25 protein-coding genes are annotated in these 25716 nt (G+C 63.1%); 11 read left to right on the top strand and 14 right to left on the bottom strand.

Annotated features, from left to right (window positions below):
• Positions 1-130: 130 nt before the first annotated feature.
• The 3 genes from AC6CIG_RS10740 to fabD form a co-directional block, all read right to left on the bottom strand.
• Entirely contained in the window at positions 131-367 is a 237-nt protein-coding gene (locus AC6CIG_RS10740; RefSeq protein WP_003531676.1) for an acyl carrier protein, read from the bottom strand.
• 336 nt (positions 368-703) lie between these two features.
• Entirely contained in the window at positions 704-1441 is a 738-nt protein-coding gene (gene fabG, locus AC6CIG_RS10735; protein ID WP_018094661.1) for a 3-oxoacyl-[acyl-carrier-protein] reductase, read from the bottom strand.
• A 24-nt stretch (positions 1442-1465) separates the two neighbouring features.
• Positions 1466-2410, bottom strand: coding sequence for an ACP S-malonyltransferase (gene fabD, locus AC6CIG_RS10730; protein ID WP_437408845.1), 945 nt, complete (start codon positions 2408-2410; stop codon positions 1466-1468).
• A 336-nt stretch (positions 2411-2746) separates the two neighbouring features.
• On the opposite strand from fabD, the gene AC6CIG_RS10725 reads away from it, so the two are divergent.
• On the top strand, positions 2747-3790 hold the full coding sequence (locus tag AC6CIG_RS10725) for an aldo/keto reductase (RefSeq protein ID WP_379942518.1): 1044 nt from the start codon (positions 2747-2749) through the stop codon (positions 3788-3790).
• A gap of 26 nt (positions 3791-3816) precedes the next feature.
• Here the strand turns inward: AC6CIG_RS10725 and AC6CIG_RS10720 are convergent, their stop codons facing one another.
• Positions 3817-4149 carry a four-helix bundle copper-binding protein gene (locus AC6CIG_RS10720; RefSeq protein ID WP_018094658.1) on the bottom strand — a complete coding sequence of 111 codons (333 nt, stop codon included), beginning with the start codon at positions 4147-4149 and terminating at the stop codon, positions 3817-3819.
• Between the two features lie 342 nt (positions 4150-4491).
• Here AC6CIG_RS10720 and rpsF point away from each other — a divergent pair, with 342 nt between their 5' ends.
• From rpsF to rplI, 4 genes are all read left to right on the top strand, one after another.
• Positions 4492-4941 (top strand): 30S ribosomal protein S6, encoded by a 450-nt coding sequence (gene rpsF / locus AC6CIG_RS10715; RefSeq protein WP_018094657.1) that lies wholly within the window; start codon positions 4492-4494, stop codon positions 4939-4941.
• Between the two features lie 25 nt (positions 4942-4966).
• Complete coding sequence (gene rpsR, locus AC6CIG_RS10710) at positions 4967-5215, top strand: 30S ribosomal protein S18 (protein ID WP_003531693.1); 249 nt, start codon at positions 4967-4969, stop codon at positions 5213-5215.
• Positions 5216-5408: 193 nt separating this feature from the next.
• Positions 5409-6362 (top strand): YybS family protein, encoded by a 954-nt coding sequence (locus AC6CIG_RS10705; RefSeq protein WP_498322691.1) that lies wholly within the window; start codon positions 5409-5411, stop codon positions 6360-6362.
• Between the two features lie 34 nt (positions 6363-6396).
• Positions 6397-6972 (top strand): 50S ribosomal protein L9, encoded by a 576-nt coding sequence (gene rplI / locus AC6CIG_RS10700; RefSeq protein ID WP_018094655.1) that lies wholly within the window; start codon positions 6397-6399, stop codon positions 6970-6972.
• Between the two features lie 91 nt (positions 6973-7063).
• On the opposite strand, the gene AC6CIG_RS10695 is transcribed toward rplI, so the two are convergent.
• From AC6CIG_RS10695 to AC6CIG_RS10685, 3 genes are read right to left on the bottom strand one after another with little or no spacing between them, the layout of a single operon-like run.
• Positions 7064-8131, bottom strand: coding sequence for an HlyD family secretion protein (locus AC6CIG_RS10695; protein WP_275596521.1), 1068 nt, complete (start codon positions 8129-8131; stop codon positions 7064-7066).
• A gap of 17 nt (positions 8132-8148) precedes the next feature.
• On the bottom strand, positions 8149-9744 hold the full coding sequence (locus AC6CIG_RS10690) for an MFS transporter (RefSeq protein WP_498322689.1): 1596 nt from the start codon (positions 9742-9744) through the stop codon (positions 8149-8151).
• The gene (locus AC6CIG_RS10685; RefSeq protein ID WP_018094652.1) at positions 9741-10193 is read right to left on the bottom strand and encodes a MarR family winged helix-turn-helix transcriptional regulator; all 453 of its coding nucleotides are present in this window, start codon (positions 10191-10193) and stop codon (positions 9741-9743) included. Before AC6CIG_RS10685 ends, AC6CIG_RS10690 begins: the two co-directional genes overlap by 4 nt.
• A gap of 322 nt (positions 10194-10515) precedes the next feature.
• Here AC6CIG_RS10685 and AC6CIG_RS10680 point away from each other — a divergent pair, with 322 nt between their 5' ends.
• Complete coding sequence (locus AC6CIG_RS10680; RefSeq protein ID WP_003531702.1) at positions 10516-12015, top strand: replicative DNA helicase; 1500 nt, start codon at positions 10516-10518, stop codon at positions 12013-12015.
• Between the two features lie 92 nt (positions 12016-12107).
• Here the strand turns inward: AC6CIG_RS10680 and AC6CIG_RS10675 are convergent, their stop codons facing one another.
• The 3 genes from AC6CIG_RS10675 to AC6CIG_RS10665 form a co-directional block, all read right to left on the bottom strand.
• On the bottom strand, positions 12108-12410 hold the full coding sequence (locus AC6CIG_RS10675) for an AzlD family protein (protein WP_127709425.1): 303 nt from the start codon (positions 12408-12410) through the stop codon (positions 12108-12110).
• Positions 12407-13060, bottom strand: coding sequence for an AzlC family ABC transporter permease (locus tag AC6CIG_RS10670; RefSeq protein WP_437408897.1), 654 nt, complete (start codon positions 13058-13060; stop codon positions 12407-12409). Before AC6CIG_RS10670 ends, AC6CIG_RS10675 begins: the two co-directional genes overlap by 4 nt.
• 184 nt (positions 13061-13244) lie before the next feature.
• Entirely contained in the window at positions 13245-14102 is an 858-nt protein-coding gene (locus AC6CIG_RS10665) for an AraC family transcriptional regulator (RefSeq protein ID WP_100672099.1), read from the bottom strand.
• Positions 14103-14234: 132 nt separating this feature from the next.
• Between AC6CIG_RS10665 and alr the strand changes: the two genes are divergently transcribed.
• The 5 genes from alr to AC6CIG_RS10640 all read left to right on the top strand — a co-directional run bounded on the left by alr (position 14235) and on the right by AC6CIG_RS10640 (position 19965).
• Positions 14235-15374, top strand: a complete 1140-nt coding sequence (alr, locus tag AC6CIG_RS10660) for an alanine racemase (RefSeq protein WP_437408843.1) — start codon at positions 14235-14237, stop codon at positions 15372-15374.
• Positions 15375-15497: 123 nt separating this feature from the next.
• Complete coding sequence (gene radA, locus AC6CIG_RS10655; RefSeq protein WP_018094646.1) at positions 15498-16901, top strand: DNA repair protein RadA; 1404 nt, start codon at positions 15498-15500, stop codon at positions 16899-16901.
• Between the two features lie 75 nt (positions 16902-16976).
• A complete protein-coding gene (locus AC6CIG_RS10650) occupies positions 16977-17576 on the top strand; it encodes a CvpA family protein (protein ID WP_018094645.1) in 600 nt (199 codons plus the stop codon).
• Positions 17577-17722: 146 nt separating this feature from the next.
• On the top strand, positions 17723-19213 hold the full coding sequence (gene purF, locus AC6CIG_RS10645; RefSeq protein ID WP_018094644.1) for an amidophosphoribosyltransferase: 1491 nt from the start codon (positions 17723-17725) through the stop codon (positions 19211-19213).
• Between the two features lie 11 nt (positions 19214-19224).
• Positions 19225-19965 carry an SDR family NAD(P)-dependent oxidoreductase gene (locus tag AC6CIG_RS10640; RefSeq protein WP_018094643.1) on the top strand — a complete coding sequence of 247 codons (741 nt, stop codon included), beginning with the start codon at positions 19225-19227 and terminating at the stop codon, positions 19963-19965.
• Positions 19966-20083: 118 nt separating this feature from the next.
• On the opposite strand, the gene pssA is transcribed toward AC6CIG_RS10640, so the two are convergent.
• From pssA to AC6CIG_RS10620, 4 genes are all read right to left on the bottom strand, one after another.
• Positions 20084-20959, bottom strand: a complete 876-nt coding sequence (pssA, locus tag AC6CIG_RS10635; RefSeq protein ID WP_018094642.1) for a CDP-diacylglycerol--serine O-phosphatidyltransferase — start codon at positions 20957-20959, stop codon at positions 20084-20086.
• A 9-nt stretch (positions 20960-20968) separates the two neighbouring features.
• The gene (locus tag AC6CIG_RS10630; protein ID WP_018094641.1) at positions 20969-21667 is read right to left on the bottom strand and encodes a phosphatidylserine decarboxylase; all 699 of its coding nucleotides are present in this window, start codon (positions 21665-21667) and stop codon (positions 20969-20971) included.
• Between the two features lie 105 nt (positions 21668-21772).
• A complete protein-coding gene (locus tag AC6CIG_RS10625) occupies positions 21773-23656 on the bottom strand; it encodes an ABCB family ABC transporter ATP-binding protein/permease (RefSeq protein ID WP_127709429.1) in 1884 nt (627 codons plus the stop codon).
• 284 nt (positions 23657-23940) lie between these two features.
• The gene (locus tag AC6CIG_RS10620; RefSeq protein WP_437408842.1) at positions 23941-25650 is read right to left on the bottom strand and encodes a LysM peptidoglycan-binding domain-containing protein; all 1710 of its coding nucleotides are present in this window, start codon (positions 25648-25650) and stop codon (positions 23941-23943) included.
• Between the last annotated feature and the right edge of the window lie 66 nt (positions 25651-25716).

Genomic DNA, 25716 nt, shown 5'->3' with positions numbered 1-25716 from the left:
GCAGTAGTGACGACCAGAGGGAAAGGCGGGACGCTTTACCGATCGCAACCCGCAGTGGATGCAGGCCAGCCCACTGCCCCAGGGCTGAACGGGCCGCGAGTGCGGCCCGCCAATAGCTCAAGCCAGAAGGTCAGGCCTGGGCTTTCTCGATGAACTTGACGGCGTCGCCGACGGTGAGGATCGAATCTGCAGCGTCGTCCGGGATTTCGACACCGAATTCTTCTTCGAATGCCATGACCAGTTCGACGGTGTCGAGCGAGTCCGCGCCGAGGTCATCGATAAAGCTTGCGCCTTCGCTGACCTTTTCGGCGTCGACGCCAAGATGATCAATAACAATTTTCTTCACGCGTTCTGCGATATCGCTCATGTCGGAGTTCCTCGACCTTATGTTTCTCTACGGCGCTGTTACCGGCACCGGCACTCTATCACGCCTGATAGACCAAGTTGGTCCAACGGGCAATCCATCCAACCGAAACCGCGGAAACCTAGGGCAACAAGAGCTGCCGGACACCTGGCCGGAACGGTCGACTGCGCGCAGTCATGGCCCGATTAACACGGTTTATGCCTGCCGCAAAGTGCGAAAATGCCCGATATTCCCTTGGTCAACATTGATTTTCAGGCATTTGGCACAATCAAACGAAGAGGCTGATCGGAGCTCGCGGCACGGGCCGAAGACCAAGGTACCGCACACTCCATCGCCTCGTCAGATCATCGCCATGCCGCCGTTGACGTGGATCGTCTGACCGGTGACGTATCCCGCTTCGTTCGAAGCGAGATAGGCGACGGCGGAGGCGACCTCGGCTCCGCTTCCCATCCGCCGCATCGGGATCGCAGACATGATCCCTTCCTTTTGCTTGTCGTTCAGCTTGCCGGTCATCGCGCTTTCGATGAAGCCCGGCGCGACGCAGTTGACCGTGACGTTGCGGGTGGCGATTTCCTGTGCAAGCGACTTGGAGAAGCCGATCATGCCGGCCTTCGAGGCACAGTAATTCGCCTGCCCCGGATTGCCGGTGACGCCGACCACCGAAGTTATGTTCACGATGCGGCCGAAGCGACGGCGCATCATCGGATGCGTGAGCTCCCGCGTCAGCCGGAAGACGGCTGTGAGATTGACTTCGATGACGTTGTCCCAGTCTTCGTCGCTCATGCGGACGAAGAGCCCGTCCTTGGTAATGCCGGCATTGTTGACGAGGATGTCGACGCCGCCGAGATCGGCTTCCGCCTTTTCACCGAGCGCCTTGACTTCCGCCCGGTCGGAGAGATTTGCCGGGAATATCTGAACCCGTTCGCCGAGGGTGTTGGCAAGAGCTTCGAGCTTCTCGACGCGGGTACCATGCAGTCCGACGACGGCGCCCTGAGCATGCAGCATGCGGGCGATTTCCTCGCCGATACCACCGGAAGCGCCGGTAACGAGAGCCTTGCGGCCTGAAAGATCGAACATGGATTTCTCCTTATAGTAGGGCGCTCAGGCCAAGAGGACGGCAAGCGCCGCATCGATATCGGCGGGCGAATTGACGGCGATGCCGGTGACGGTCTTGTCGATCCTCCGGGCAAGTCCCGTCAGGACCTTGCCCGAGCCGATCTCGTAAAGCGTCGTTACGTCATGGGACGCAAACCACTCGACCGTCTCGCGCCAGCGCACCTGCCCGGTGACCTGCTCGACAAGCAGGCGTGCGATGTCGCCCGCATCGCTTACCGGCGCGGCAAGCACGTTCGCGACGACCGGCACCACTGGGTCGCGCTTCTCGACCGTTGCGAGCGCCTGGCGCATGGCTTCTGCGGCCGGTGTCATCAACGCGGAATGGAAGGGGGCTGACACGGGCAGCATCAGCGCGCGTTTGGCACCCTTCTGCGATGCAAGAGCCGCGGCCTTCTCCACAGCCGGCTTCTCGCCCGAGATCACCAGCTGGCCGCCGCCGTTGTCGTTGGCGATCTGGCACGAGCCGAGCGATGCGGCGTCGCGGCAGATCGCTTCGACATCGTCATGCTCCAGACCGATGATCGCCGCCATCGCGCCCTTGCCGACGGGCACGGCCGCCTGCATGGCATCGCCGCGAATGCGCAGAAGACGCGCCGTGTCGGCGAGCGAGAAGGTACCGGCCGCACAGAGCGCCGAATACTCCCCGAGCGAGTGGCCCGCAACGAAGGAAACCTTGCGCTTGAGATCGACGCCCTTGGCCTCGAGCACGCGGATGACCGCCATGGACACCGCCATCAGCGCCGGTTGCGCATTCGACGTCAGCGTCAGCGTGTCCTCAGGGCCGTTCCACATGATGTCGGAAAGCTTTTCGCCGAGCGCCTCGTCGACCTCGGCGAAGACGGCGGCAGCCTCCGGAAAGGCCTCGGCCAGATCCTTGCCCATGCCGACGGCCTGGCTGCCCTGACCGGGGAACGTGAATGCGGTGCTCATCAAGAGTGCCCCTTCCATGGGTCGCGGCTGGTTCGGAGCAAGCCAGTAACCGTGACCGTTTCAATTGCGCGGGCGGGTGCAGATGAACCGCCCGGACCTTTGGCGCCGCCCCGCATTTTCCTCTCCATTCACATTCCTGAACCGCAAGTCAAGCGCGGAAGCCGCGCTTCGCCGGTTGGTTAGGGTCTTTTGCCCTTGATCTTCGCCGATCAAGGCTTAAGTTTGCCCCGCTTTGCCGCCGCGCCGTTCCGGAACTTCCCGGGCTGCGGCCAACCGTCATTTCCAAGGCGGAGCGCCTCCCTCCCATGGGCGCGAACCCGCCCCACAAGGAACGTCATGCGCTACAACAAACTCGGCCGCACCGGCATCAAGGTTTCGTCCATCTGTCTCGGAACGATGACGTGGGGCTCGCAGAACACGCCGGCCGAGGCCCATGAACAGCTCGACTATGCCTTCGATCATGGCGTCAACTTCATCGATACGGCCGAACTCTATCCGACCACGCCGCTTTCAGCGGAGACCTACGGCAACACCGAGCGCATCATCGGCGATTGGCTGGCCGCGCGCGGCCGCCGTGACGACGTGGTGGTTGCAACCAAGGTCGCCGGCTCCGGCCGTGCCTACATCCGCAATGGCGGCCCGGTCACCCCGCAAGGGATCGGCGAAGCGGTCGATGCGAGCCTCGCGCGGCTCAGAACCGACTATATCGACCTTTATCAATTGCACTGGCCCAACCGCGGCCATTACCACTTCCGAAACGCCTGGTCCTATGATCCTTCCCACCAGAACAGGGAGGAGGTCGCGGCTGATCTCAAGGCCATTCTGGACAAGCTCGGCGAACTCGTCAAAGCGGGCAAAATCCGCGCAGTCGGCCTTTCGAACGATACGGCCTGGGGCGCGATGAAGATGATCGACCTCGCCAACAGATACGGCTTCCCGCGCGTCGCAACGATCCAGAACGAATACAGTCTGCTCTACCGCAGCTACGATCTCGACCTGGCGGAAGTGTCGCACCACGAAGATATCGGCCTGCTCGCCTATTCGCCGCTGGCGGCCGGGCTGTTGAGCGGAAAATATCTGGACGGGGCCAGGCCGGCCGGGTCGCGCCTGTCGATCAACGGCGACCTCGGCGGCCGCTACACGCCGCATCAGGAGCCCGCCGTCGCCGCCTATGCCGCACTCGCCCGCGAACACGGTCTTGACCCCGCTCAAATGGCGATCGCGTTCTGCCTCACGCGCCCCTTCATGGCCTCGGCCATCATCGGCGCCACGTCCATGGAGCAACTGAAGAATGACCTCGGCGCCGCCGACGTCACTCTCTCCCAGGACGTGATGAACGGCATCCGGCGGCTGCACCGGCTCTATCCGGCGCCGATCTGAAACACTCTCCCGCCGGAGCGGCGGCTTCATGCCGCCATCTGGCGGCAGCTCTCGGCACAGCGCCTGCAGGCGTCGACGCAATCGCCCATGTCGCCGATGCGCTCGCAGTCGTCCGCGCACTCCGCGCAAATCTCGGCGCATTCGCCGCACAGGTGCTTGTGGTGCGGCGTCCCCAGCAGCATGAAATGCGCCGCGTCCCTGCAAATTTCCGCGCAGGCCATCATCAGCCGGAAGTGCGGCGGCTTGGTATGCTCGCCGCCGGTCTCGAGGCAATGCGTCATCGCCGTCGAAAGGCAGACGCGATAGCAGGCAAGACAATTCTCGATGCATTCCTGCATCTTCGGATCGAAGGGGGCCATTTTCTTCTCCCGGATGGGTGGAAGCCCACTCAACAGCGCAAGGGCGCTTTTGTTCCGGATGAGTGCAGCCGGGACGCCAATCCGACGAGAGCGCTTGCATTTCGGGTGAAAACCCGTATAAGCGCGCTGTTCGAAACGCCCGGTCTTCTGGCTGGTGGCTGAACGGAGGGCCGGTTTCCATTCGGAAACCGCGAGGAATGTAAGGCATTCCGGCCTCCCGTGTCTCCGCTCTCGACCGTCTCGATACAACACTTTCTTGCCGGCTCTCGTAGCCTTTAAGAACAGTCGTTGAGGCTTAGCCGCCGAGGTCCGGGCTGATTAACGCAAGAAAGGCAAGCCACAATGGCTCTTTATGAACACGTATTCCTCGCTCGGCAGGACATCACGCCGCAGCAGGTCGACGCTCTGGTCGAGCAGTACAAGGGTGTCATCGAATCGAACGGCGGCAAGGTCGGTCGGGTCGAGAACTGGGGCCTGAAGTCCCTCACCTACCGCATCAAGAAGAACCGCAAGGCTCACTACGTCCTCATGGACATCGATGCCCCGGCACCGGCCGTGCACGAAGTCGAGCGTCAGATGCGCATCAACGAAGACATCCTGCGCTACATGACGATCGCCGTCAGCAAGCACGAGGAAGGCCCGTCCGCGATGATGCAGAAGCGCGACCGCGACGATCGCCCGCGCCGCGACGGCGACCGCCCGGACCGTGGTGGGTTTGGCGACCGTGGTCCGCGTCCGGACCGTGGCGACCGCGATGACCGTCCGCGCCGCCCGCGCGAAGACCGCGCTTAACAAGAAGCTTTAGGAGATAAAGACAATGGCTGAAGTTTCTTCCGCTCCGGTACGCCGTCCGTTCCACCGTCGCCGCAAGACCTGCCCCTTCTCGGGCGCAAACGCTCCTCGGATCGACTACAAGGACGTCCGTCTCCTGCAGCGCTACATTTCCGAGCGCGGCAAGATCGTGCCGTCGCGCATCACGGCCGTTTCCCAGAAGAAGCAGCGTGAACTCGCCCAGGCGATCAAGCGCGCCCGCTTCCTCGGCCTGCTGCCCTACATCGTATCGTAAGGCGGCCGGCGCTCCGTTGATCGGTTGACTCAACGGAAACCAGTTCCGATCGAGGCGCGCTCTCAAGTGTGCCTCGATCCCTCCCTTCCGCGGTGGGCGCGGATCGGAAACGCGCCGGAACGGCGCGCAAATCCCATGTTGGGGCAATGGCCGGATGGCCGCCCCTAACTGCCTCTCAAGCAGGACAGCGAACGTGAAGAACTGGAACAGGACATCGCTGCTGACCGGCGTTCTCGCCGGCATTACCGCCGCCCTCTTGTCGATGGGCGCGAATACGCAGTCGTCTCTTGCGATCGTTCTCTACGCCGCCTCCGCGCTGCCGATCCTGATTGCGGGTCTCGGTTGGGGAAACGCCGCCGCCATCGCTGCCATCGTGGTCGCGGGCGGGGCAGCAGTGGCACTCGTGTCACCCTATTTCGCACTGCTGATCGTCGTCGTGACGCTCGTCCCGGCCGGCTGGCTCAGCCACCTCTCCAATCTTGCGCGCCCGGCTTCCGAACTCGGCGGTCCCGAGGGTTCACTCGCCTGGTATCCGCTCTCCGACATCCTCGTGCATCTTGCCGGACTGGTGACGGTCGGCATGATCATCGTCGGCTATATCGTCGGATACGACTCGAGCGTCTCCGACATCATGGTCGACATGGTGGTCGAGGCGGTAAAGGCGCAGGAACCGCTCTACAATCCGGATGCCGCGGCGATCGCTCAGCTCAAGTCGATATTCGCGCTGGCGCTGCCGCTGGTGCAGGGTGCCATCTGGGTATTGATGCTGTTCGCCGCCTACTATCTCGCGACCCGCATCGTGCAGCTGTCCGGAAAGGCGCTTCGGCCGCGGGAGGACGTTCCCTCGTCGCTCAGGATGCACCGCAACGCCATCTTCGTTTTTCTCGGCGGCCTGGCCCTCACCTTCTTCGGCGGGGCGCCGGCTGTGATCGGTGCGCTCGTCTGCGGTACCTTCGGCGCCGGCTTCCTGCTGTCGGGCTTCGCCTCTTTTCATTTTCGCACGCGCGGCAAGTCCTGGCGGCTTCCCGTGCTGTGGATCGCATACCTGTCGGTGTTCGTCTTTACGATTCCGGCTTTCTTCTTCCTCCTGTCCGGCTTGATCGATACGCGCCGCGCCATCGCACTCACGCCCACGGGAAAAAACTGACCAACGAAACGAACAAAACTGAAAGGAAATCAAAATGGAAGTCATTCTCCTCGAACGCATCGCCAAGCTCGGCCAGATGGGCGAAACCGTGAAGGTTCGCGACGGCTTCGCGCGCAACTACCTGCTGCCGCTCGGCAAGGCGCTCCGCGCCAATGCCGCCAACAAGGCCCGTTTCGAATCCGAGCGCTCGACGCTCGAAGCCCGTAACCTCGAGCGTAAGTCGGAAGCCCAGAAGGTTGCCGATTCGCTTGACGGCAAGTCCTTCATCATCGTCCGTTCCGCTGGCGAGACCGGCCAGCTTTACGGCTCGGTTGCCGCCCGCGACATCGTCGAGACACTGGCTGCCGAAGGCTTCAACATCAACCGGAACCAGGTCGACCTCAACCAGCCGATCAAGGCTATCGGCCTGCACAAGGTCACGCTGCACCTGCACGGGGAAGTCGACGTGGCGATCGAAATCAACGTCGCCCGTTCGGCCGAAGAAGCCGAGCGCCAGGCCAAGGGCGAAAGCCTGACCTCGGCCGATGCCATCTACGGCGTGGACGAAGACGCCCTGAAGCCGGAAGACTTCTTCAACCCGGAAGCCGAGATCGAGTCCGAAGAGGAATAAGTCCCGAGCGGACCTCAAGGAAAAAAGCCCGGATCCGATCGGATCCGGGCTTTTTGTTTGCGGGCGATTCCTCGCGGAACCTGGAATTGCCCTACCCGGCGGACGCGATCGCCGCCTGAGGTTCGGCCGCCTTGTCGACCCTCACCACCACCGAAAGCCCGGGAGCAAGGCGGTCGGCCATTGGCTGTTCGGGATCGACGGCGATGCGCACGCCGAGACGTTGCGCCACCTTGGTAAAATTGCCGGTGGCGTTATCGGGCCGGATGATGCTGAATTCCGATCCGGCAGCGGGAGAGAAGCGCTCGATGTGGCCTCTCAGCACCTGCCGGTTCAGGGCGTCTACCGAAATGGTGACGGGCTGACCAACCCGCATCCCGTCAAGCTGCGTCTCCTTGAAGTTGGCGACGATCCAGACGTCGTGCGGCACCACCGAGAGCAGCTGTGTGCCGGCAGTGACATATTGCCCGACACGGGCACCGATCTCGCCGAGCCTGCCGGCACGCGGCGCAACGATCCTGGTGTTGTCGAGGTCGATCTCGGCGAGTTCCACGGCCGCCTCGGCGCCGGCTACCGCACCCTCGAGGCCGGCGCGGGCGCCGAGCGTCGTCGCAAGCGACTGGCGCGAAACCTCGAGATTTGCGATCGCCTGTTTGACGCCCGCGTCCGCCTGCTCGAACGCAGCCCGGGCCTGGTCGGCGTCGCTCCGCGTCGCGACACCTTTGTCGGCGAGCGGACGAATGCGGTCCCAGGTTGCTCTCGCCGTTGCCAGAGCCGCTTTGGCCCCGTCGAGCTGGGCCTCGCTCGCGGCGATTCCGGCCTTTGCCGATAGCTCCTGTTCGAACGAGTTGGCCAGTGCCGACCGTTGTGTCGCAAGCGTCGCTTTTGCCTGCGCAAGCTTCTGGACGTAAATCCGGTCATCGATCCTGACGAGGAGCTGACCAGCCCTCACCTCCTCGTAGTCGCGCACCGGCACCTCCGCGACGTAGCCGGAAAGTTGCGGGCTGATGGTCGTGACATAGCCGCGGACATAGGCGTTCTCCGTGGTTTCGACGGAGCTCGCGAAGGGCGGCAGACGCCAGGCGTAGAGGACGAGCGAAAGACCGGCGAGGCCGGCAAGAAATACGATGAGCGTTGTAGGAGAGCGGAAATTTTTCAGCATGATAGCAACTTCATTGTTCAAGATATGGCCGCCGGTACGGTGTCGGAATCGCGCCCGGCAAGCCGTTTGACAGCGACTTGGATGAGCAGCACCGCGAGCGCGAAAAGCGCTATGATCGCCGCCAGCAGGAAGGCATCGTTGTAGGCGAGGATATTGGCCTCGCGTGTGATCGTCTGTCCGAGCAGGGCAACGCCCTCCCCGTTCAGCAACGCCCTGTCGCCGATTGCCTTGGCGTAGGCGCCCGACAACTGCCCGATGCGCTGCGCGACCAGAGGATTGGTCAGAACCATCTGCTCGGCCAGAATGTTGGCGTGGAACTTCTCCCGCAGTGTCACGAAGGTTCCGAAGGCGGCCGAGCCTATCAGGCCGCCGATGCTCTGCGTGAACAGAAAGACGACGATGAAGCTCAGGATGTAGCTCGGGCCTTTCGCGAGTGCCGCCGTGAAACCGCGGGCCATGGCCGGCGGCAGGAAAAGGGCCGTGCCGGCGGCGACCAGCGCCTGGCTCACATACATTTGTTCCGGACGCGTGAGGCTCGTCGCATGGCTGTCCATAAAGGCGCCGCCAGCGAGCAAGCCGAGGGCGAGCACGTGGATGACGTCCGCGTGCCCCGGCTTCATCAGCGCCGCACAGAGCAGACCGCCCGCGAGCGATGCGGCCAGAATGATCCAGTAAAGTGTCGCGAGCTGGTCATACTGCAGGCCGAGCAATTGGTAGAAGTTGGTGGCGATCGCCGACTGCTCCGAGGCGACGAGGCGGAAGATCAACAGTACGGCAGCAAAATGCACGATCTCGCGCGAGGCCAACCAGCGTATGTCGATCAAGGGCTGCTCGCGATTGAGCTCGATCAGTACGACGGCCGTGAGGGTAACGACCGCCAAGGCGAGCAGCATGCCGAGCCAGGGTGCCTCGAACCACCAATAGAGCCTCCCCATTACGAGGACGACGGCAACACAGCCGAAGCCGACGGCGAGCAGCAGGTAGCTGAGGATGTCGGTACGCTGGATGACTTTGGCATGAGGCACCGGCGTCAGCGGCAGCAGATAGATGATCGGCAGCGCGATCAGCGCGAGCGCCATCTCGAGCGTGTACAGCCCGTGCCATTGCCCGATCTCGATGAGCCGCGGCGAAATCAGCCGCGTGATCGGAGCGGCCAAGGTCGTGCATGTCAGTGCGAGTGCGAGGCCCACCGTCAGCTTGCGCGCCGGTGGAAAGGCTTCCAGCATATAGAGAAAGCCGAGGCTCGACATCGGCGCGGCCGCAATGCCGCTGATGAAGCGGACGACGACCGCCGAATGAAGGTCCGAGACGAAGACGTTCATCAGTGAAGCGATGACGAAGCCGACTATGCCGATCTCAGCGAAGCGGCGAAGACCGTATTGGGCGCGGATCTTCACGAGAGCCGCCGAAAGGCTGACATTGGGCGCCATGTAGGCAGCGGCAAGCCAGGCAGCCTCCACCGACGTGGCCGAAAGCGACCCCTGGACCTGCGCAAGATTGGCCGAGGCGAGATTCATGCCGAGGCCCTGCGTCAGAAAAAGGAGAGCGGAGCCGGCGATATAGAGAGCTGATTTACCGATGCGCATCGAGTCGGGAGCGGCAACGGCATTCATCGGTCGCCACTCCGCCCTATCGACTGGATGTTCGTCGCGATCTTGCAGACGACCTTCAGCGCCACGGCGATTTCCTGTGGCTGCAGCCCGCCCAGGACCTCCTCGCGGATGTCGCTCGCGAGCTTCTGAATCTCATCCGCCACGGAGCGGCCAATGTCCGTCATATGGATCTGCTTCGCACGACGATCGGAAATCTCGACCCGGCGCTCGATGAACCCCTGCTTTTCCATGCCGTCGAGAAGGCGAACGATCGTCGGCGTCTCGATATCGAGCTCTTCGGCCAACTCGCGCTGGTTGAGACCTTCTTTCCTGGCGAGCGCGAACAGCATCCGCGCACGCGGCAGCGTCAGGCCGCGCTCCTTCACCCGCGCGTCGAACACCGACCGCAGTTTGCGATTGACGGTCGCAAGCGCGTCGAACAGTTCACGATTGTCGCTTGGATTCGGCATTTAGTATCGTTTCCATATTACTAGCATGCTAACTATCTGGACACTATTTAATCCGGCCATGGGCATTTTTCAAGATGCCCATCGAGGACGCGGGGACGCGAATCAGCTAGTTTTTACCCATGGCCGCTGCGTCAACCAGTGTCGCGTGAGAATGTATTTTTTTACAACTTCTCCCTTGCCTCCCTGTGGATCAGTCGAACAACGGGCAAAGGCGACAGGCGGGGTTGTATGGCACGCCACTGTTGCGTGCCTGCACTAGACGCGACGGGCAACAGTCAGCAAACCGGGTGCCTCACGGGATCATAAGCGGAAACGGAAAACGATGAACGACGCAGCGCGAAAGCTCGCCCCTTTGGCCAAGGATCAGGCGGAACAGCATTATCGCGAGGCGCCGAACAATCTGGAAGCGGAACAGGCCCTGCTCGGCGCCATTCTCGTCAATAACGACGCCTTCTACCGGGTGTCGGACTTCCTCAAACCCGTACACCTGTATGAGCCGTTGCATCGCAGGATCTTCGAGATCGCCGGCGAAATCATCCGCATGGGCAAGACTGCCAACCCGGTGACGGTCAAGACCTTTCTCAAGGCCGACGAGAAGGTCGGCGACCTGACCGTTGCGCAATATCTCGCGCGCCTCGCCGCCGAAGCCGTGTCCATCATCAATGCGGAGGACTACGGCCGCGCGATCTACGACCTGGCGCTCCGCCGGTCGCTGATCACCATCGGTGAAGACATGGTGAACATCGCCTATGACGCACCGCTCGACATGCCGCCGCAGAGCCAGATCGAGGATGCCGAACGGCGCCTGTTCGAACTCGCCGAGACCGGGCGCTACGATGGCGGCTTCCAATCGTTCAACGACGCGGTCGCGCTCGCGATCGACATGGCCGGACAGGCGTTCGAGCGGGACGGTCACCTCTCCGGCATTTCCACCGGCATCCATTCCCTCGACGGGAAGATGGGCGGACTGCAGCGTTCGGACCTGATCATCCTCGCCGGCCGTCCGGGCATGGGCAAGACCTCCCTCGCGACGAACATCGCATACAACATCGCCGCCGCCTACGAGCCGGAAGTACAGCCCGACGGCTCCTTCAAGGCCAAGAACGGCGGCGTGGTCGGCTTCTATTCGCTCGAAATGTCGTCCGAACAGCTCGCTACCCGTATCATCTCCGAGCAGACCGAAGTCTCCTCCTCGAAGATCCGCCGCGGTGACATTTCGGAAGCGGATTTCGAGAAGCTCGTCGCCTGCTCGCAGATGATGCAGAAAGTGCCGCTTTATATCGACCAGACCGGCGGTATCTCGATCGCCCAGCTTGCCGCACGCGCGCGCCGGTTGAAGCGGCAGCGCGGCCTGGACGTGCTCGTGGTCGACTACATCCAGCTCATGACCGGTTCGAAGAAGTCGGGCGAAAATCGCGTACAGGAAATCACCGAGATCACCACCGGCCTCAAGGCGCTCGGCAAGGAACTCAACGTGCCGATCATCGCGCTGTCGCAGCTTTCGCGCGCGGTGGAAAGCCGCGAGGACAAGCGGCCGCAGCTCTCCGACCTGCGTGAATCGGGCTCGATCGAGCAGGACGCCGATGTGGTTCTCTTCGTGTTCCGCGAGGAATATTACGTGAAGAACATGGAACCGCGCGACGAGTTCGATCCGAAATACGAAGAGTGGAAGATGCAGATGGAGAAGGTGAAGGGCACGGCCGACGTGATCATCGCCAAGCAGCGCCACGGACCGACCGGTACCGTGAAGCTCGCCTTCCAGTCGGAATTCACGCGCTTCTCGGATCTCGCCGATCCGTCGTTTACGCAGTACGAGCACTGAGGGGCGGACTGAGAGTATTGCAATGTTTCATGGAAACACTGAAATGCTCTAAGTCGCTGGTCCAACGCACTGCCGGACGGAAAACGGGCTCTCTACCCCACGAACACCCTCGCAACCGCCACGACGATCACGCCGGCCGCCACGGCGGCCAGCAGCGGAAGCCTCGTGGCGACAAGCGCTGTCGCGAGGGTTGCGAGCGTTTCGGCCGGCCCGGTGACCAGCGCCGTCGGCGCGATGACGGCCATCAATACGGCCGGCGGAATCGCCTCCAGCGCCCGCTTCTGCTTAGGACCTATCGTGACGAAACGGATGAGAACAAGACCGCCGATGCGGGTCAGCACGGTCGCCACGGCCATCGCGACGATCGCAAGAAGCGTGTGCGGATCGAGCGTCATGCGCGGGCCTCCTGACGTTCCCCGGTGAAGAGCGCCGCAATGACGCCCGCCCCCGCGCCGGCTGCGATATACCAGACTCCGGGGAGGAGTTGGTGCGCGAGGACCGCGGCCGCAGCGCTCGCAGCGAGAACCGCGCCGGTCTCTCGTCCCTTCCAGAAACCCATGACCAGGACGATGAAGACCGCGGGGAACGCAAAATCGAGACCGAGCGCTTTCGGGTCTCCGAGGAACGCGCCGGCGAGCGAGCCGACAAGGCCGGCAAGCACCCAGACCAGATAGAACGGCACCGCGAGGCCCGCATACCAGGCAGGCGTGAGCCGCGACTCACCGGCCCGGACCTCGGCCATGGCCCATATCTCGTCGGCAAGGAGAAGCATCGCGGCATATCTCGCCGGCCCCGAGAAGGCCGGCATCTTCGTGCCGATCGACGCGCTCATCAGAAGATGGCGGATATTGACGAGCAGAGCCGAAAATCCGAGGGCCGCCCAGGAGGCAGGATGAGTCCAGATGTCGAGCGCGACGAATTGCGAACCGCCGGCGAAGACCAGAGCGCTCATCGTCACGACTTCGAGGGGCGACAGGCCCTTGGTTGCGGCGACGGCCCCGAAGACGAGCCCGATCGGCATCACCGCCACGATAAGCGGTGCCATCGCCCTGAAACCTCCCCAGAATTCCTCGACTGTCCGCACCTTTTTCACGCCAGGGATCTCCCGCACCTGCAACACCAATCTTCTGAAATTGCGCACATCCGGGACGGAAAAACCGTTACGCGCTTTTCCTGGAAGTGCGCCAGCAGGTAGCCCGGCAGAGGACGGCCGTCTTGAACGAAAGTGATCAGCCTGAGCGATAGGTGCCCGGCGTCACGCCGGTTCGAGCCTTGAAATGGCGGCTGAAATGCGCCTGATCGGCAAAACCGCAGTGATAGGCGGTGTCCGCCGCAGACCAGCCCTTGCGCAGAAGGGCCTTGGCTTCCCGCACCCGCTTGTCGGTGAGAAAAGCATGCGGGGTGATGTGAAATTCCTTTCGGAAGGCGCGGATCAGATGGGCGCGGCTGAGCCCCGCCAGCTTCGCAAGTTCCTCCAGCCCGATATCGTGCGTGTAGTTTTCAACAAGATAGTCGCGTGCCCGGTGCACGGCTGAACTCTCGCGCGTCTGCAGAGGGACGATGATAGCGTTGCCGTGGCGCTCGAAGAGCCTGGCCAGGAACCCGAACATGCTTTCGTCCGCTTCCAGCGTACCGACCTTGCCTTCCAATGCGCGGTGCGCACGATGAAAGCCGATCGCAAGCTCTCTATCGGTGAGAAGCAGCCGCGAGAAGGACGGCGTTCCCTTGAAGGAGCGGCCGGTCACATCCTCGAGAATCTCCACCAGCAGGTCCGTGGATGGATAGATCATCCGGTAGCGGTAGCCTTCATGACCCGGATGCCCGTCGTGGATTTCATCCGGGTTGATGAGATAGAGATCTCCCGGGCCCGTCTGCGATCGTTCTCCCTTGATCGTGCTGATCTGGGAACCCGCTTCGATCGCACCTATGCTGAAGGTGTCGTGCGCGTGGGGGGCGAATTCGTGTGTGATGAAGGTCGCGCTGAGGCACTCCATGCCCTTGAAGCGGGGGTCGCGCCAGAAACGAGTCCGCTCGGCTCCCTCGAGCGGCATGGCCTCGATGGCCTTTTCCTGTGAGATCGTTTCCATCGGCCGATCTTATCGGGCGAGGAAAGGCTCGTCTTGCATAAAAGTGCTTTCGGCCGGAGCATTGCGTCGGCGGTTTGCGGCACGGAGCACTTGGATGTATTGCTGCGGGTATCACCCACGCAGAGTTCCAGTATGCAAAGCCCCGAGTTTCTTTCCGCCTCCAGCAGGCTCACCGTCGACCTCACCGCGCTTGCCGACAATTGGCGGGCGATGAACGAGCGGTCCGGAAACGCCCGCACCGCCGCCGTTCTGAAGGCCGATGCCTACGGCCTCGGCGTCGTGCATGCCGCACCGGCTCTCTATGCCGCCGGCGCGCGCGATTTCTTCGTGGCCAGTGTCGAAGAAGGGGCCGAGCTTCGCCCGCTTGTTCCGGATGGGCGAATCTACATTCTCGCGGGAATGTGGCCGGGCAACGAGGAACTCTTCTTCGAGAACGATCTCGTGCCGATCATCAACTCGGAGGAGCAGCTGGCGGTCTTCATGGCAGCGCTTTCCGAACGGGGCGACCACCCCTGCGTTCTCCACGTCGACACGGGCATGAACCGGCTCGGCCTGTCGCCCGAGGAGGCCGTTGCCCTCGCCCACGACCCTGCGCGGCCTGCGAGTTTCTCGCCGGTCCTCGTCATGAGCCATCTGGCCTGCGCAGACGATCCTGGACACCCGATGAACCGCTATCAACTTCAGCGTTTCCGCGAGGTTACAGCCGCCTTCGAGGGCGTGCCGGCAAGCATCGCAAATTCCGGCGGCGTGTTCCTCGGCGCGGACTACCACTTCGATCTCACCCGGCCCGGTATCGCCGTCTATGGCGGCGAAGCGGTAGATGGCGCCGTGAATCCGATGAAAGCGGTCGTCACCGCCGAAGCGCGCATCGTGCAGGTCAGGACGGTTCCATCCGGCGAAACGGCAAGCTACGGCGCCTCGGTCCGCTTCGGCCGCGACAGCCGCATTGCGACGGTCGCAATCGGCTATGCCGACGGCTACCACCGTTCGGTTTCGGGCGGCGGCGTCACCCTCAGACAGGCGATGCCTTCGGGCGCCTTCGGTTTCCTGCATGGTATGAAGGTGCCGCATGTCGGGCGGGTGACTATGGATCTGAGCCTGTTCGACGTCACGGACCTGCCGGAAACGGCCGTGCGTGCCGGCGATTACATCGAGGTCTTCGGGCGCAATGTCGCCATCGATGACGTCGCGCGCGCCGGCGGCACTATCGGCTACGAGCTGCTGACGAGTCTGGGCCGCCGGTATCATCGGACCTATGTCGGAGGCGCTTGAACAAGGCGCAAAGGAATATCGTCCTTTCAATCGGGATTTCGCGGCATTATGTGACCGCCAAGAGTGATTCTCGGGCGGCGGCAATTCCGCCATCTGCCCGCAAACATCCGAAAGCCGACATCCATGGCGAAAGCCCGCACCCAGTTCGTCTGCCAGAATTGCGGCACTGTCCATTCCCGCTGGGTGGGCAAGTGCGACGGTTGCGGCGAGTGGAACACGATCATCGAGGATGACCCGACGGGGGGGATCGGCGGCGGTCCCATGCGCACGCCGAAGAAGGGGCGTCCCGTCGCACTTACCACGCTGTCCGGAGAGATCGAAGACGCGCCGCGCATCCACACCGGCATTTCCGAACTCGATCGCGTGACCGGCGGCGGCTTCGTTCGCGGATCCGCACTGCTCGTCGGCGGAGATCCGGGCATCGGCAAGTCGACCGTACTGATGCAGGCGGCCGCGGCACTTGCCCGCCGGAAGCATCGGGTGATCTATGTCTCGGGCGAAGAAGCGATCGCCCAGGTCCGCCTGCGTGCTCAGCGGCTTGGCGCCGCCGACAGCGACGTGCTTCTTGCGGCCGAGACGAATGTCGAAGATATCCTCGCGACGCTTTCCGAGGGCAAGCGCCCGGACCTCGTCATCATCGATTCGATCCAGACGCTTTGGAGCGACATCGTCGACTCCGCACCGGGCACGGTGACGCAGGTCCGCACCGGCGTGCAGGCGATGATCCGCTTCGCCAAGCAGACGGGCACGGCGGTCGTGCTGGTCGGCCATGTGACGAAGGAGGGCCAGATCGCCGGCCCGCGCGTCGTCGAGCACATGGTCGATGCCGTCCTTTATTTCGAGGGCGACCGCGGCCATCATTACCGCATCCTCAGGACGGTGAAGAACCGCTTCGGACCGACCGACGAGATCGGCGTTTTCGAAATGTCGGACAAGGGCCTGCGCGAGGTCGCCAACCCGTCGGAGCTGTTTCTCGGCGAACGCAACGCGAAATCGCCGGGTGCCGCGGTCTTCGCCGGCATGGAGGGCACGCGGCCCGTGCTTGTCGAGGTACAGGCGCTGGTCGCGCCGACATCGCTCGGAACGCCCCGCCGCGCGGTGGTCGGCTGGGATTCGGCCCGCCTTTCGATGATCCTCGCCGTGCTGGAAGCCCATTGCGGCATTCGCCTCGGTCAGCACGACGTCTATCTCAATGTCGCGGGTGGCTATCGCATTTCCGAACCGGCGGCCGATCTCGCTGTGGCTTCCGCACTGGTTTCGTCGCTTGCCGGGCTTGCCCTGCCGGCCGATTGCGTCTATTTCGGCGAAGTCAGCTTGTCGGGTGCAGTCCGGCCGGTTGCGCATACCGCCCAACGTCTCAAGGAAGCCGAGAAGCTCGGTTTCTCCCAGGCCGTCCTGCCATCTGCATCGACCGAGCTGCCGAAGAACGGCAACGGCCGCTGGAGCGAGATGGAAAGCCTGCCGGATCTGGTGGCGCGTATCGCGGGATCGCGGCGTGCCCTGCAGCAGACGAATGACGAGGACTGACGGAATAGCCGCGCCCTGGGGCATCAACAGGATGTGCCGCCTGGCGATTGGCGGTGAAGTCGGAGTAAGGACAACATGCCCATCACAATTCTCGACGGTATCGTTCTCGGCGTCGCGCTGTTTTCGGCCATCCTCGCGATGGTTCGCGGCTTCTCGCGCGAGGTTCTGTCGGTGGCGAGCTGGGTCGGCGCAGCCGCCGCGGCCTATTTCCTCTATCCGCATCTTCTGCCCTACGCCAGCCAGTACACGACCAGCGGAACGGTCGCGATGATCGGCTCGGCGGCCGTGATCTTCCTGATCGCACTGATCATCATCTCCTTCATCACGATGCGGGTGGCCGACTTCATCATCGACAGCCGCATCGGCGCGCTCGACCGCACGCTCGGCTTCCTGTTCGGAGCCGCTCGCGGCATTCTGCTCGTCGTCGTCGCCATGCTGTTCTTCAACTGGCTGGTGGCGCCGCAGCAGCAGCCCGTCTGGGTGACCCACGCGAAGTCGAAGCCGCTGCTCGACAATCTCGGCAATCAGTTGGTGGCGCTGCTGCCGGAAGAGGCCGACGCCACCATTCTCGACCGCTTGCGCGGAAAGGATACGACCGGCGAAGGCGAAGGCGAGACGCCGCCGGCTCAGACGGAACAGGCGCCCGGCGAGGAAGCACCGGCGACGAACGGCTGAGATCGACAGGAAAGTTTGCGACAAAGCCCGCTGTGCGGGCTTTATCCATTTGGAATGACGCTTGTCAGTGTTTTCGGGTAAGATCGCTTGAAGACTGGCGGCCCGATCACGATATGCGCACCGGCACGTAGCAAAGGCGAATTGCGATGACCGATCTCAGATCCAGCGAAATTCATGACGAACTCGACGGCGACACCCTCCATGAGGAGTGCGGCGTTTTCGGCATTCTCGGGCATCCGGACGCCGCCGCGCTGACGGCGCTCGGCCTGCATGCTCTCCAGCATCGAGGGCAGGAAGCCGCCGGCATCGTCACCTTCGACGGGCGGCAGTTCTATTCGGAGCGCCGGATGGGTCTCGTCGGCGACCACTATACCGATCCGACGACGCTCGCGAAGCTGCCCGGTTCGATGTCGATCGGCCATGTACGCTACTCCACCACCGGTGAGACGGTCCTGCGCAACGTCCAGCCGCTGTTTGCCGAGCTGCAGGAAGGCGGAATCGCAATTGCGCACAACGGCAACTTTACGAACGGGCTGACGCTCCGGCGCCAGATCATTGCAGACGGTGCCATCTGTCAGTCGACATCCGACACCGAAGTGGTGCTGCACCTGATCGCGCGGTCGAAACACGTCTCCTCCAGCGACCGCTTCGCCGACGCGATCGCCCAGGTCGAAGGCGGCTATTCGATGCTGGCTCTGACGCGCACCAAGCTCATCGCCGCCCGCGACCCGAACGGCATTCGCCCGCTCGTCATGGGCGAACTCGACGGCAAGCCGATCTTCTGCTCGGAGACCTGCGCGCTGGATATCATCGGCGCCAAGTTCGTTCGCGATATCGAGAACGGCGAAATCGTCATCTGCGAGATTCAGGCGGACGGGTCGATCACCATCGATGCCCGCAAGCCGCAGAATCCGCTGCCGGAACGCCTTTGCCTTTTCGAATACGTCTATTTCGCCCGGCCGGATTCAGTCGTCGGCGGCCGCAACGTTTATGTCGCCCGCAAGAACATGGGCAAGAACCTCGCCATCGAAGCCCCCGTCGAGGCGGATGTCGTGGTGCCCGTTCCGGATGGCGGTACTCCGGCTGCAATCGGCTACGCGCAGGAAAGCGGTATCCCCTTCGAACTCGGGATCATCCGCAATCACTATGTCGGGCGGACCTTCATCGAGCCGACGCAGCAGATCCGCGCCTTCGGCGTCAAGCTCAAGCATTCTGCGAACCGGGCGATGATCGCCGGCAAGCGCGTCGTGCTCGTCGACGATTCCATCGTCCGTGGCACCACTTCGGTCAAGATCGTCCAGATGATGCGTGACGCAGGCGCGCGCGAGGTGCATGTGCGCGTCGCAAGCCCGATGATCTTCCACCCGGATTTCTACGGCATCGATACGCCGGACCGTGACAAGCTGCTCGCCAACCAGCATGCCGACCTCGCCTCCATGTGTCGCTTCATCGGCGCCGATTCGCTCGAATTCCTCTCCATCGACGGGCTTTATCGTGCCGTCGGCGGCGAGACGCGCAACCCACAGGCGCCGCAGTTCACCGATCACTATTTCACCGGAGACTACCCGACCCGCCTTCTCGACCAGGGGGCAGCGAGCAACGTTCGCAAACTCTCGGTTCTCGCAAGCAACGGATAACGAACAACAATATGACGCCCAATCTGAAAGACCGGATCGCCGTCGTCACCGGCGCATCGCGCGGGATCGGCTATTTCACTGCGCTTGAACTCGCCAAGGCCGGCGCCCACGTCGTCGCCTGCGCCCGCACCCTCGGCGGCCTCGAAGAACTGGACGACGCGATCAAGGCTTTCGGCGGTTCGGCAACGCTCGTCCCCTTCGATCTGTCGGACATGGCCGCCATCGACAAGCTCGGCGGCGCCATAAACGAGCGCTGGGGCAAGCTCGACATCATGGTCGCCAATGCGGGCGTCCTCGGCACGATCTCGCCGATCGGGCATGTGGAAGCCAAGGTCTTCGAAAAGGTGATGGCGATCAATGTCACCGCGACCTGGCGCTTGATCCGTTCGCTCGAACCGTTGCTCGTCCGTTCGGATGCCGGCCGCGCCCTCATCCTCTCCTCGAGCGCGGCGCACAAGTGCAAGCCCTTCTGGGGGCCCTACTCCGCCTCCAAGGCTGCGGTCGAGGCGCTGGCACGCACATGGGCCTACGAGACGCAGCGCCTGCCGCTGCGCATCCTCAGCGTCGATCCGGGCGCCACGCGCACCGCCATGCGGGCGCAGGCCGTGCCCGGCGAAGATCCTGAGACCCTACCGCATCCCTCCGAGGTGGCTCAGGCGCTGTTGCCGCTGCTCGGCCCCGAGCAGACCGAGACGGGAAAGCTCTTCATCGTTCGGGAAAAGAAGATCGTCGACTACCGCATGCCGGAATAGGGCGGTGGCGCTTCCCCGCATCCGGCCTGCCGGCCACCTTCTCCCCGCAAGCGGGGCGAAGGTGATTGGCGACTGATGCTCCGCCCCCGGCGGGCATCCGCTCGCGGTAACCTTTCAGCTATTCGCTATCCCCCGGCAAACCGTCGTTCCCGTGGCCGCCCGGCCAGTCGCCGTATTTGCGCTGCCAGGATCGGGCACCGAAGGGCAGGCTCACCAGATAGGCCACCGCAGTCACCACCATCGTCTCCCAGGTATAGGTCATCAGCGTCGCCACGTAAAAGACGACGACCAGAATGACGGGAAGGACCAGATCCCGGCGGACGCGGTTCTCCGACTTGCCGGACCAGACAGGAAGACGGCTGACCATAAGGAAGGCGATCAGGACGGTATAGAGCGACGCGATCAGCGCAAACGTCCTTTCCGGCGCAAGGCCGAGCAGGCCAAGATAGACGGGCAGCAAAACCAGCATCGCACCGGCAGGCGCGGGAACGCCGACGAAATATTCCGACTGCCAGGACGCCTTGACCTGGCGCTCCGCCATCACGTTGAAGCGCGCCAGCCTCAGACCGACGGCAATGGCGTAGATCAGGGCCGCAATCCAGCCGAGGGAACGCGCCTGATCGAGCAGAAACACGTAGAGGACGAGCGCGGGCGCGACCCCGAAATTGATGATGTCGGCAAGCGAGTCCATCTGGACCCCGAAACTCGAGGTCGCCTTGAGAAGACGCGCGATGCGCCCGTCGATGCCATCGAGGAAAGCGGCAAGGAGAACCATCGCAACCGCGAGCTCGAACCGATTCTCGAATGCCAGCCGGACGCCCGAGAGGCCGGCGCAGATCGCCAGGACCGTGATCATGTTCGGGACCATCAGCCGTAGCGGAATCTCCCGCAACCTTGGCCCGCGGGCCTTGTCGTGGGTGCCGGTGGCGTCCACGTGCTCAGCGGCGGGCTGTTCCGGGCTTCCTGCGGATTGTTCGTGGCGGGGTTCTTCCATGACCTGTCCTCACGCGCGCCGGCTGATGACCGGGCCCTTCGCCGATCCGAATTCGGCGAGCACCGTCTCGCCGCCGGTGGCCGTCTGACCGACCGTCACGCGCGGTTCCGCACCGGCAGGCAGGAACACGTCGAGGCGCGAGCCGAAGCGGATGAGGCCGAAACGCTCGCCCGCCTCGAGCGACGCGCTCTCCCGCGTCCAGCAGAGGATGCGGCGGGCCACGAGACCGGCAATCTGGACCACGCCGATCTGGCCGTGTTTCGTTTCGATGACGAGGCCGTTGCGCTCGTTTTCCTGACTTGCCTTGTCCAGCTCGGCATTCACGAACTTCCCGGCACGGTAGGCGATCCGGCGTACCGTGCCGCTCATCGGCGCACGGTTCACGTGGCAGTTGAAGACGTTCATGAAGACCGAAATGCGCAGCATCGGCTCCGATCCGAGGCCCAGTTCCTCAGGCGGCGTCACGGTGGCGACCGACGATACGGTGCCGTCCGCCGGGCTGATGACGAGATCGTCGTCGATCGGCGTCATGCGCTCCGGATCGCGGAAGAAATAGGCGCACCAGGCGGTCAGCACGAAGCCGATCCACATCAGCGGCTCCCAGAGGAAGCCGAGCGCCAGCGAAACGACAAAGAAAATCGCAATGAAGCGGTAGCCTTCCCTGTGGACCGGTACGAGCGTGTTGCGCACTGTGTCGATCAAACTCATGAACTCTACTCTCCATATTTGCTTTGCGACGTGAACTAGCGCGAATCAGACAGCCCGGCAATGTCGAGGCCGAAAGATAGAGGACTCGCGGTAACCTCAGTGCGGTCAGAGCGCCGGCATTCCCCGGTCGACGATGCCGAGATCGTCGCTCTCACGCACGCGTTTCAATTGTTCTTCGGCCTGCGTTGCCTCGCGCTGGCGGCTCCACATGGAAGCATAAAGACCGCCGCGGTCGATCAGTTCGCCATGGGTGCCACGTTCGGCAATCACGCCGTCCTTGAGGACGATGATCTCGTCGGCGTTGATGACCGTGGACAGGCGATGGGCGATGACGAGCGTGGTGCGATTGCGCGACACGATATCGAGCGCAGCCTGGATTTCCTGTTCCGTCTTCGTGTCCAGAGCCGAAGTCGCCTCGTCGAGGATCAGAATCGGCGGCGCCTTCAGGATGGTTCGCGCGATCGCGACGCGCTGCTTTTCGCCGCCCGAAAGTTTCAGGCCGCGCTCGCCCACCATGGCGCGGAAGCCTTCCGGCAGGTCACGGATGAAATCGGCGATCTGCGCCGCCTCGGCGGCTGCCTCGACCTCCGCATCGCTCGCCGTCACCCGGCCGTAACGGATATTATAGGCGATCGTATCGTTGAAAAGCACAGTGTCCTGCGGCACCATGCCGATCACGGAGCGCAGGCTCTTCTGGGTGACGTCACGCACGTCCTGACCGTCGATGGTGATCGAGCCTTCCTGGACATCGTAAAAGCGGTAGAGCAGCCGCGACAATGTCGACTTGCCGGCTCCTGAGGGGCCGACGACTGCGACCGTCTTTCCGGCGGGCACATCGAAGCTGATCCCTTTCAGGATCGGCCGTGCCGGATCATAGGCGAATTGGACGTTCCTGAAGGAAATTGCGCCTTTTTCGATCTCGAGCTCCTTCGCGTTCGGCCGGTCCACGACCTCCGCCCGAACGTCGAGCAGATCGAACATGTGCTCGATATCGGTCAGGCCCTGGCGGATTTCGCGATAGACGAAACCGATGAAATTCAGCGGGATCGCGAGCTGGATCAGCATCGCGTTGATGAAGACGAAGTCGCCGATGGTCTGTTCGCCGCGCTGCACGGCGAGCGCCGATATCGTCATCATCACCGCCGTGCCGGCACCGAAAATCAGCGCCTGACCGAAGTTCAGCCAGCCGAGCGACGTCCAGACCTGCGTCGCGGCCCGCTCGTAACGCTCCATAGACTTGTCGAAGCGCTTCGCCTCCATCTCCTCGTTGCCGAAATATTTCACGGTCTCGAAATTCAGGAGCGAATCGATTGCCTTGGTGTTCGCATCGGTGTCGCTGTCGTTCATCGAGCGTCGAATGGCGATGCGCCAGTCGCTCGCACGCACCGTAAACCAGATGTAGAGCCATACCGTGACAGCGGTCACCAGGAGATAGGTGAAGCCGTAGCCCCACCAGAAGATCACCGCCGTCAGCAGAAACTCGATGAGTGTCGGCACGCTGTTGAGGATCGTGAAGCGGACGATCGTCTCGATGCCCTTGGTGCCACGCTCTATGATGCGCGAAAGCCCGCCCGTGCGCCGCTCGAGATGGAAGCGCAGCGAGAGCTGGTGCATGTGAACGAAGGTCTTGTAGGCAAGCTGCCTGACGGCATGCTGGCCGACACTGGCGAAAAGCGCGTCGCGCAGCTGGTTCAGGCCCGCCTGCAGCAAACGCGCGAGATTATAGGCGAGTACCAGCATGACGGCGCCGGTCAGGAACTGTGGCAGGAAACCGAGCGCGTCGGGCTTGTTGTTGAGCGCATCTGTCGCCCATTTGAAGAAATAGGGGACAAGGATGAGCACCATCTTGGCGATCACCAGGATCACCGTCGCCCAGACGACCCTCAGCTTCAGATCGATCCGGTCCGCCGGCCACATGTATGGCCACAGATTCGCTATGGTTTCGATGGGATTGGCGCTGTCGGCGGAAACCGTCTTCTTCTGGGGCACGTCTCAGTCCGCTTCATGATTTGATTGACGAAGACATGCGGGCGAACCGCTACGTCGCGCGGCTTCATCCCGCACCAGCTTCAATGAAAAGCGGCGCCTTTTTGGAGGACGCCGCTTTTCCTGACAGATAGGTCCACCTCCCCGCCAACGCAATGGAAGTGCCGGCAAAAGACAAACTTAGAGCGGGATGAGGAAAACTATGTGCGGTTTTCCGCCCGCATCCCGCTCTTGGGAACGATCACGTCAATGCTTTGAGGTCGAACCGACCTCAAAAGCATCGTGATCTAGTGTCGCATATGCTTGCGGTGGATTTCCCGCGATTCTTCCTCCGACAGCATCTCGTCCGGAACCCCGAAAACCTGGCCCGGACGGATCAGATCCGGATTTTCGATCTGTTCGCGGTTGGCGAGATAGATGGTGGTGTAGCGCAGACCGGCACCGTAGACGCGGCGCGAGATCTGCCACAGCGTATCGCCGCGGCGGATGATCACCGACGTCTTGCTTTCCTTGAGCGGTGCCTGCTCGATGGTGGCCGGCTGTTCCTTCACCGCATCCGAAGCCGGCGCCGCCGCCTGTTCGATCACGGTTGCATTTGCCTCGCCCGCTGCCGAAGGCTCCGGCTGCTTCGAGGCATCGCTCGCCTGCACCGCCAAGGGTTCGGCGGATGCCACCGAGGCGCCGACATTCTGGCGCGTCAATGCGTTCCCAAGAGCGCCATCGACCTTCTCCACCGCCGCTGCGACGCTTGACGGGTCCTGCGGCGCAGCCTTGAGCGCGTCCAGCGCCGTTGTCGCCGCCTTGGATGCTTCAGCGGCGGCTGCCGCCAGATCGGCATCGGAGCCGTCGGCCGGCTTGAATTCGGCCAGCGACTGGAGGGCGAATTCGGTTGCCGAGCGGGCTGCGGCGAGCTGCTCCACGGAGGGCTGCTTCCCGTCGGCAAAAAGCGCTTTCAAAAGGGTAAGCGCCTTGCCCGCTTCCGCCTTCAAACGGTCGAGACCCGTCGTGGGTGCCGCAAGCGTCGAACCGGCGATGGCGGCAACCTGCGCGCCCGCCGGCCTGTCGAAGGGAACGGAGGCGCGCATCGCCACCTTGCTTGCATCTTCGTTCATCATATCGGCGCGGATGATGTGGCTGCCGACCGAGAGATCGATCGAACCGTCGACGACGAAATGTCCCTTGTCATCGGCTTTCACCTCACCCAGCAGATCGTCGTCCGCGTAAATGCGGACAAGGGCACCGGGCTTGGCGTTGCCTGCGACATACATCATGCCGCCTTCGATCTCGACCGCAGTCACCTGCAGCCCGGGAATGGTTGCCGGTGCGGCGGGAGAAGCGGAAGCGCCGCCGGGCTCGCCGGCCGGGACCGTGCCCGGATCGGCGGCTGCCTGCATCGGCTTCGGCTCGGCTTCCGGCGTCGTGATCAGCCGGCTCGCCTTGCCCGCCTTGGATACCATCGCCAGCAGCTGCCCACTCGAATCCTTCGGTACCGAAACAGTTGCAACCTCCTCCGACGTCTTGCTGTGTCCGCCTGAGCCGACGCTTCTGAGCGTCAGCTGGTGGTCGCCTGCCGAGAGCGGCTTGTCGAAGACGGCGGCAAAATCGCCGCCCGCGCCGACATTGGCGGTACCGACGACCGTGTCGCCGCTCAGGATCTCGAGCTTCGTGCCGGGCTGGGCTCTGCCCGCGACGACCGTCGAGCCGTCCGGTTCGACGCGCAGGACGTCAAATCCCGGAACCGTCCAGTTCGCCACCGGGTCGGATGCGGCCGCATTGCTGCCGGAGGCCGCTGTCGCTTGTTGCGCTGCGTTGCCTTGGGGAGCGGACGGATCGGTCTTCGTCGCCGCCGCCGTTTGGCCGGGCTGCTCGCCTGCGCCCGATTGGGCCACCGCCCCCTTGTCGCTTTCACGCAGATTCGGCTGAACCACAAAGATCATCAATGCGGTCGCGATTGCCAGGACGCCAAGCGCCACCCAGCTGGCCTTATTCTTAATCATGCCACTCTCCACAGGGCGGAGCGCCTTGATGCTCCCCGCATGCCCCATCGGCCGGCGCTGCGACGC

Source organism: Sinorhizobium sp. GQ132 (assembly GCF_059758575.1).
The sequence above is the reverse complement of the archived record's forward strand: the minus strand, read 5'-3'. Positions and strand labels throughout refer to the sequence as shown.

Bases quoted from the DNA above. Each gene is read 5' to 3' on its own strand.
- radA (WP_018094646.1), top strand. From the start codon at position 15,498: ATGGCGAAAGCCCGCACCCAGTTCGTCTGCCAGAATTGCGGCACTGTC.
- AC6CIG_RS10685 (WP_018094652.1), bottom strand. From the start codon at position 10,193: ATGCCGAATCCAAGCGACAATCGTGAACTGTTCGACGCGCTTGCGACC.
- AC6CIG_RS10690 (WP_498322689.1), bottom strand. From the start codon at position 9,744: ATGAATGCCGTTGCCGCTCCCGACTCGATGCGCATCGGTAAATCAGCT.
- AC6CIG_RS10620 (WP_437408842.1), bottom strand. From the start codon at position 25,650: ATGATTAAGAATAAGGCCAGCTGGGTGGCGCTTGGCGTCCTGGCAATC.
- AC6CIG_RS10665 (WP_100672099.1), bottom strand. From the start codon at position 14,102: ATGGAAACGATCTCACAGGAAAAGGCCATCGAGGCCATGCCGCTCGAG.
- AC6CIG_RS10675 (WP_127709425.1), bottom strand. From the start codon at position 12,410: ATGACGCTCGATCCGCACACGCTTCTTGCGATCGTCGCGATGGCCGTG.
- rpsF (WP_018094657.1), top strand. From the start codon at position 4,492: ATGGCTCTTTATGAACACGTATTCCTCGCTCGGCAGGACATCACGCCG.
- AC6CIG_RS10740 (WP_003531676.1), bottom strand. From the start codon at position 367: ATGAGCGATATCGCAGAACGCGTGAAGAAAATTGTTATTGATCATCTT.
- rplI (WP_018094655.1), top strand. From the start codon at position 6,397: ATGGAAGTCATTCTCCTCGAACGCATCGCCAAGCTCGGCCAGATGGGC.
- AC6CIG_RS10720 (WP_018094658.1), bottom strand. From the start codon at position 4,149: ATGGCCCCCTTCGATCCGAAGATGCAGGAATGCATCGAGAATTGTCTT.
- AC6CIG_RS10650 (WP_018094645.1), top strand. From the start codon at position 16,977: ATGCCCATCACAATTCTCGACGGTATCGTTCTCGGCGTCGCGCTGTTT.
- pssA (WP_018094642.1), bottom strand. From the start codon at position 20,959: ATGGAAGAACCCCGCCACGAACAATCCGCAGGAAGCCCGGAACAGCCC.
- AC6CIG_RS10680 (WP_003531702.1), top strand. From the start codon at position 10,516: ATGAACGACGCAGCGCGAAAGCTCGCCCCTTTGGCCAAGGATCAGGCG.
- fabG (WP_018094661.1), bottom strand. From the start codon at position 1,441: ATGTTCGATCTTTCAGGCCGCAAGGCTCTCGTTACCGGCGCTTCCGGT.
- fabD (WP_437408845.1), bottom strand. From the start codon at position 2,410: ATGAGCACCGCATTCACGTTCCCCGGTCAGGGCAGCCAGGCCGTCGGC.
- rpsR (WP_003531693.1), top strand. From the start codon at position 4,967: ATGGCTGAAGTTTCTTCCGCTCCGGTACGCCGTCCGTTCCACCGTCGC.
- AC6CIG_RS10695 (WP_275596521.1), bottom strand. From the start codon at position 8,131: ATGCTGAAAAATTTCCGCTCTCCTACAACGCTCATCGTATTTCTTGCC.
- AC6CIG_RS10640 (WP_018094643.1), top strand. From the start codon at position 19,225: ATGACGCCCAATCTGAAAGACCGGATCGCCGTCGTCACCGGCGCATCG.
- purF (WP_018094644.1), top strand. From the start codon at position 17,723: ATGACCGATCTCAGATCCAGCGAAATTCATGACGAACTCGACGGCGAC.
- AC6CIG_RS10670 (WP_437408897.1), bottom strand. From the start codon at position 13,060: ATGGCACCGCTTATCGTGGCGGTGATGCCGATCGGGCTCGTCTTCGGG.
- AC6CIG_RS10725 (WP_379942518.1), top strand. From the start codon at position 2,747: ATGCGCTACAACAAACTCGGCCGCACCGGCATCAAGGTTTCGTCCATC.
- AC6CIG_RS10630 (WP_018094641.1), bottom strand. From the start codon at position 21,667: ATGAGTTTGATCGACACAGTGCGCAACACGCTCGTACCGGTCCACAGG.
- alr (WP_437408843.1), top strand. From the start codon at position 14,235: ATGCAAAGCCCCGAGTTTCTTTCCGCCTCCAGCAGGCTCACCGTCGAC.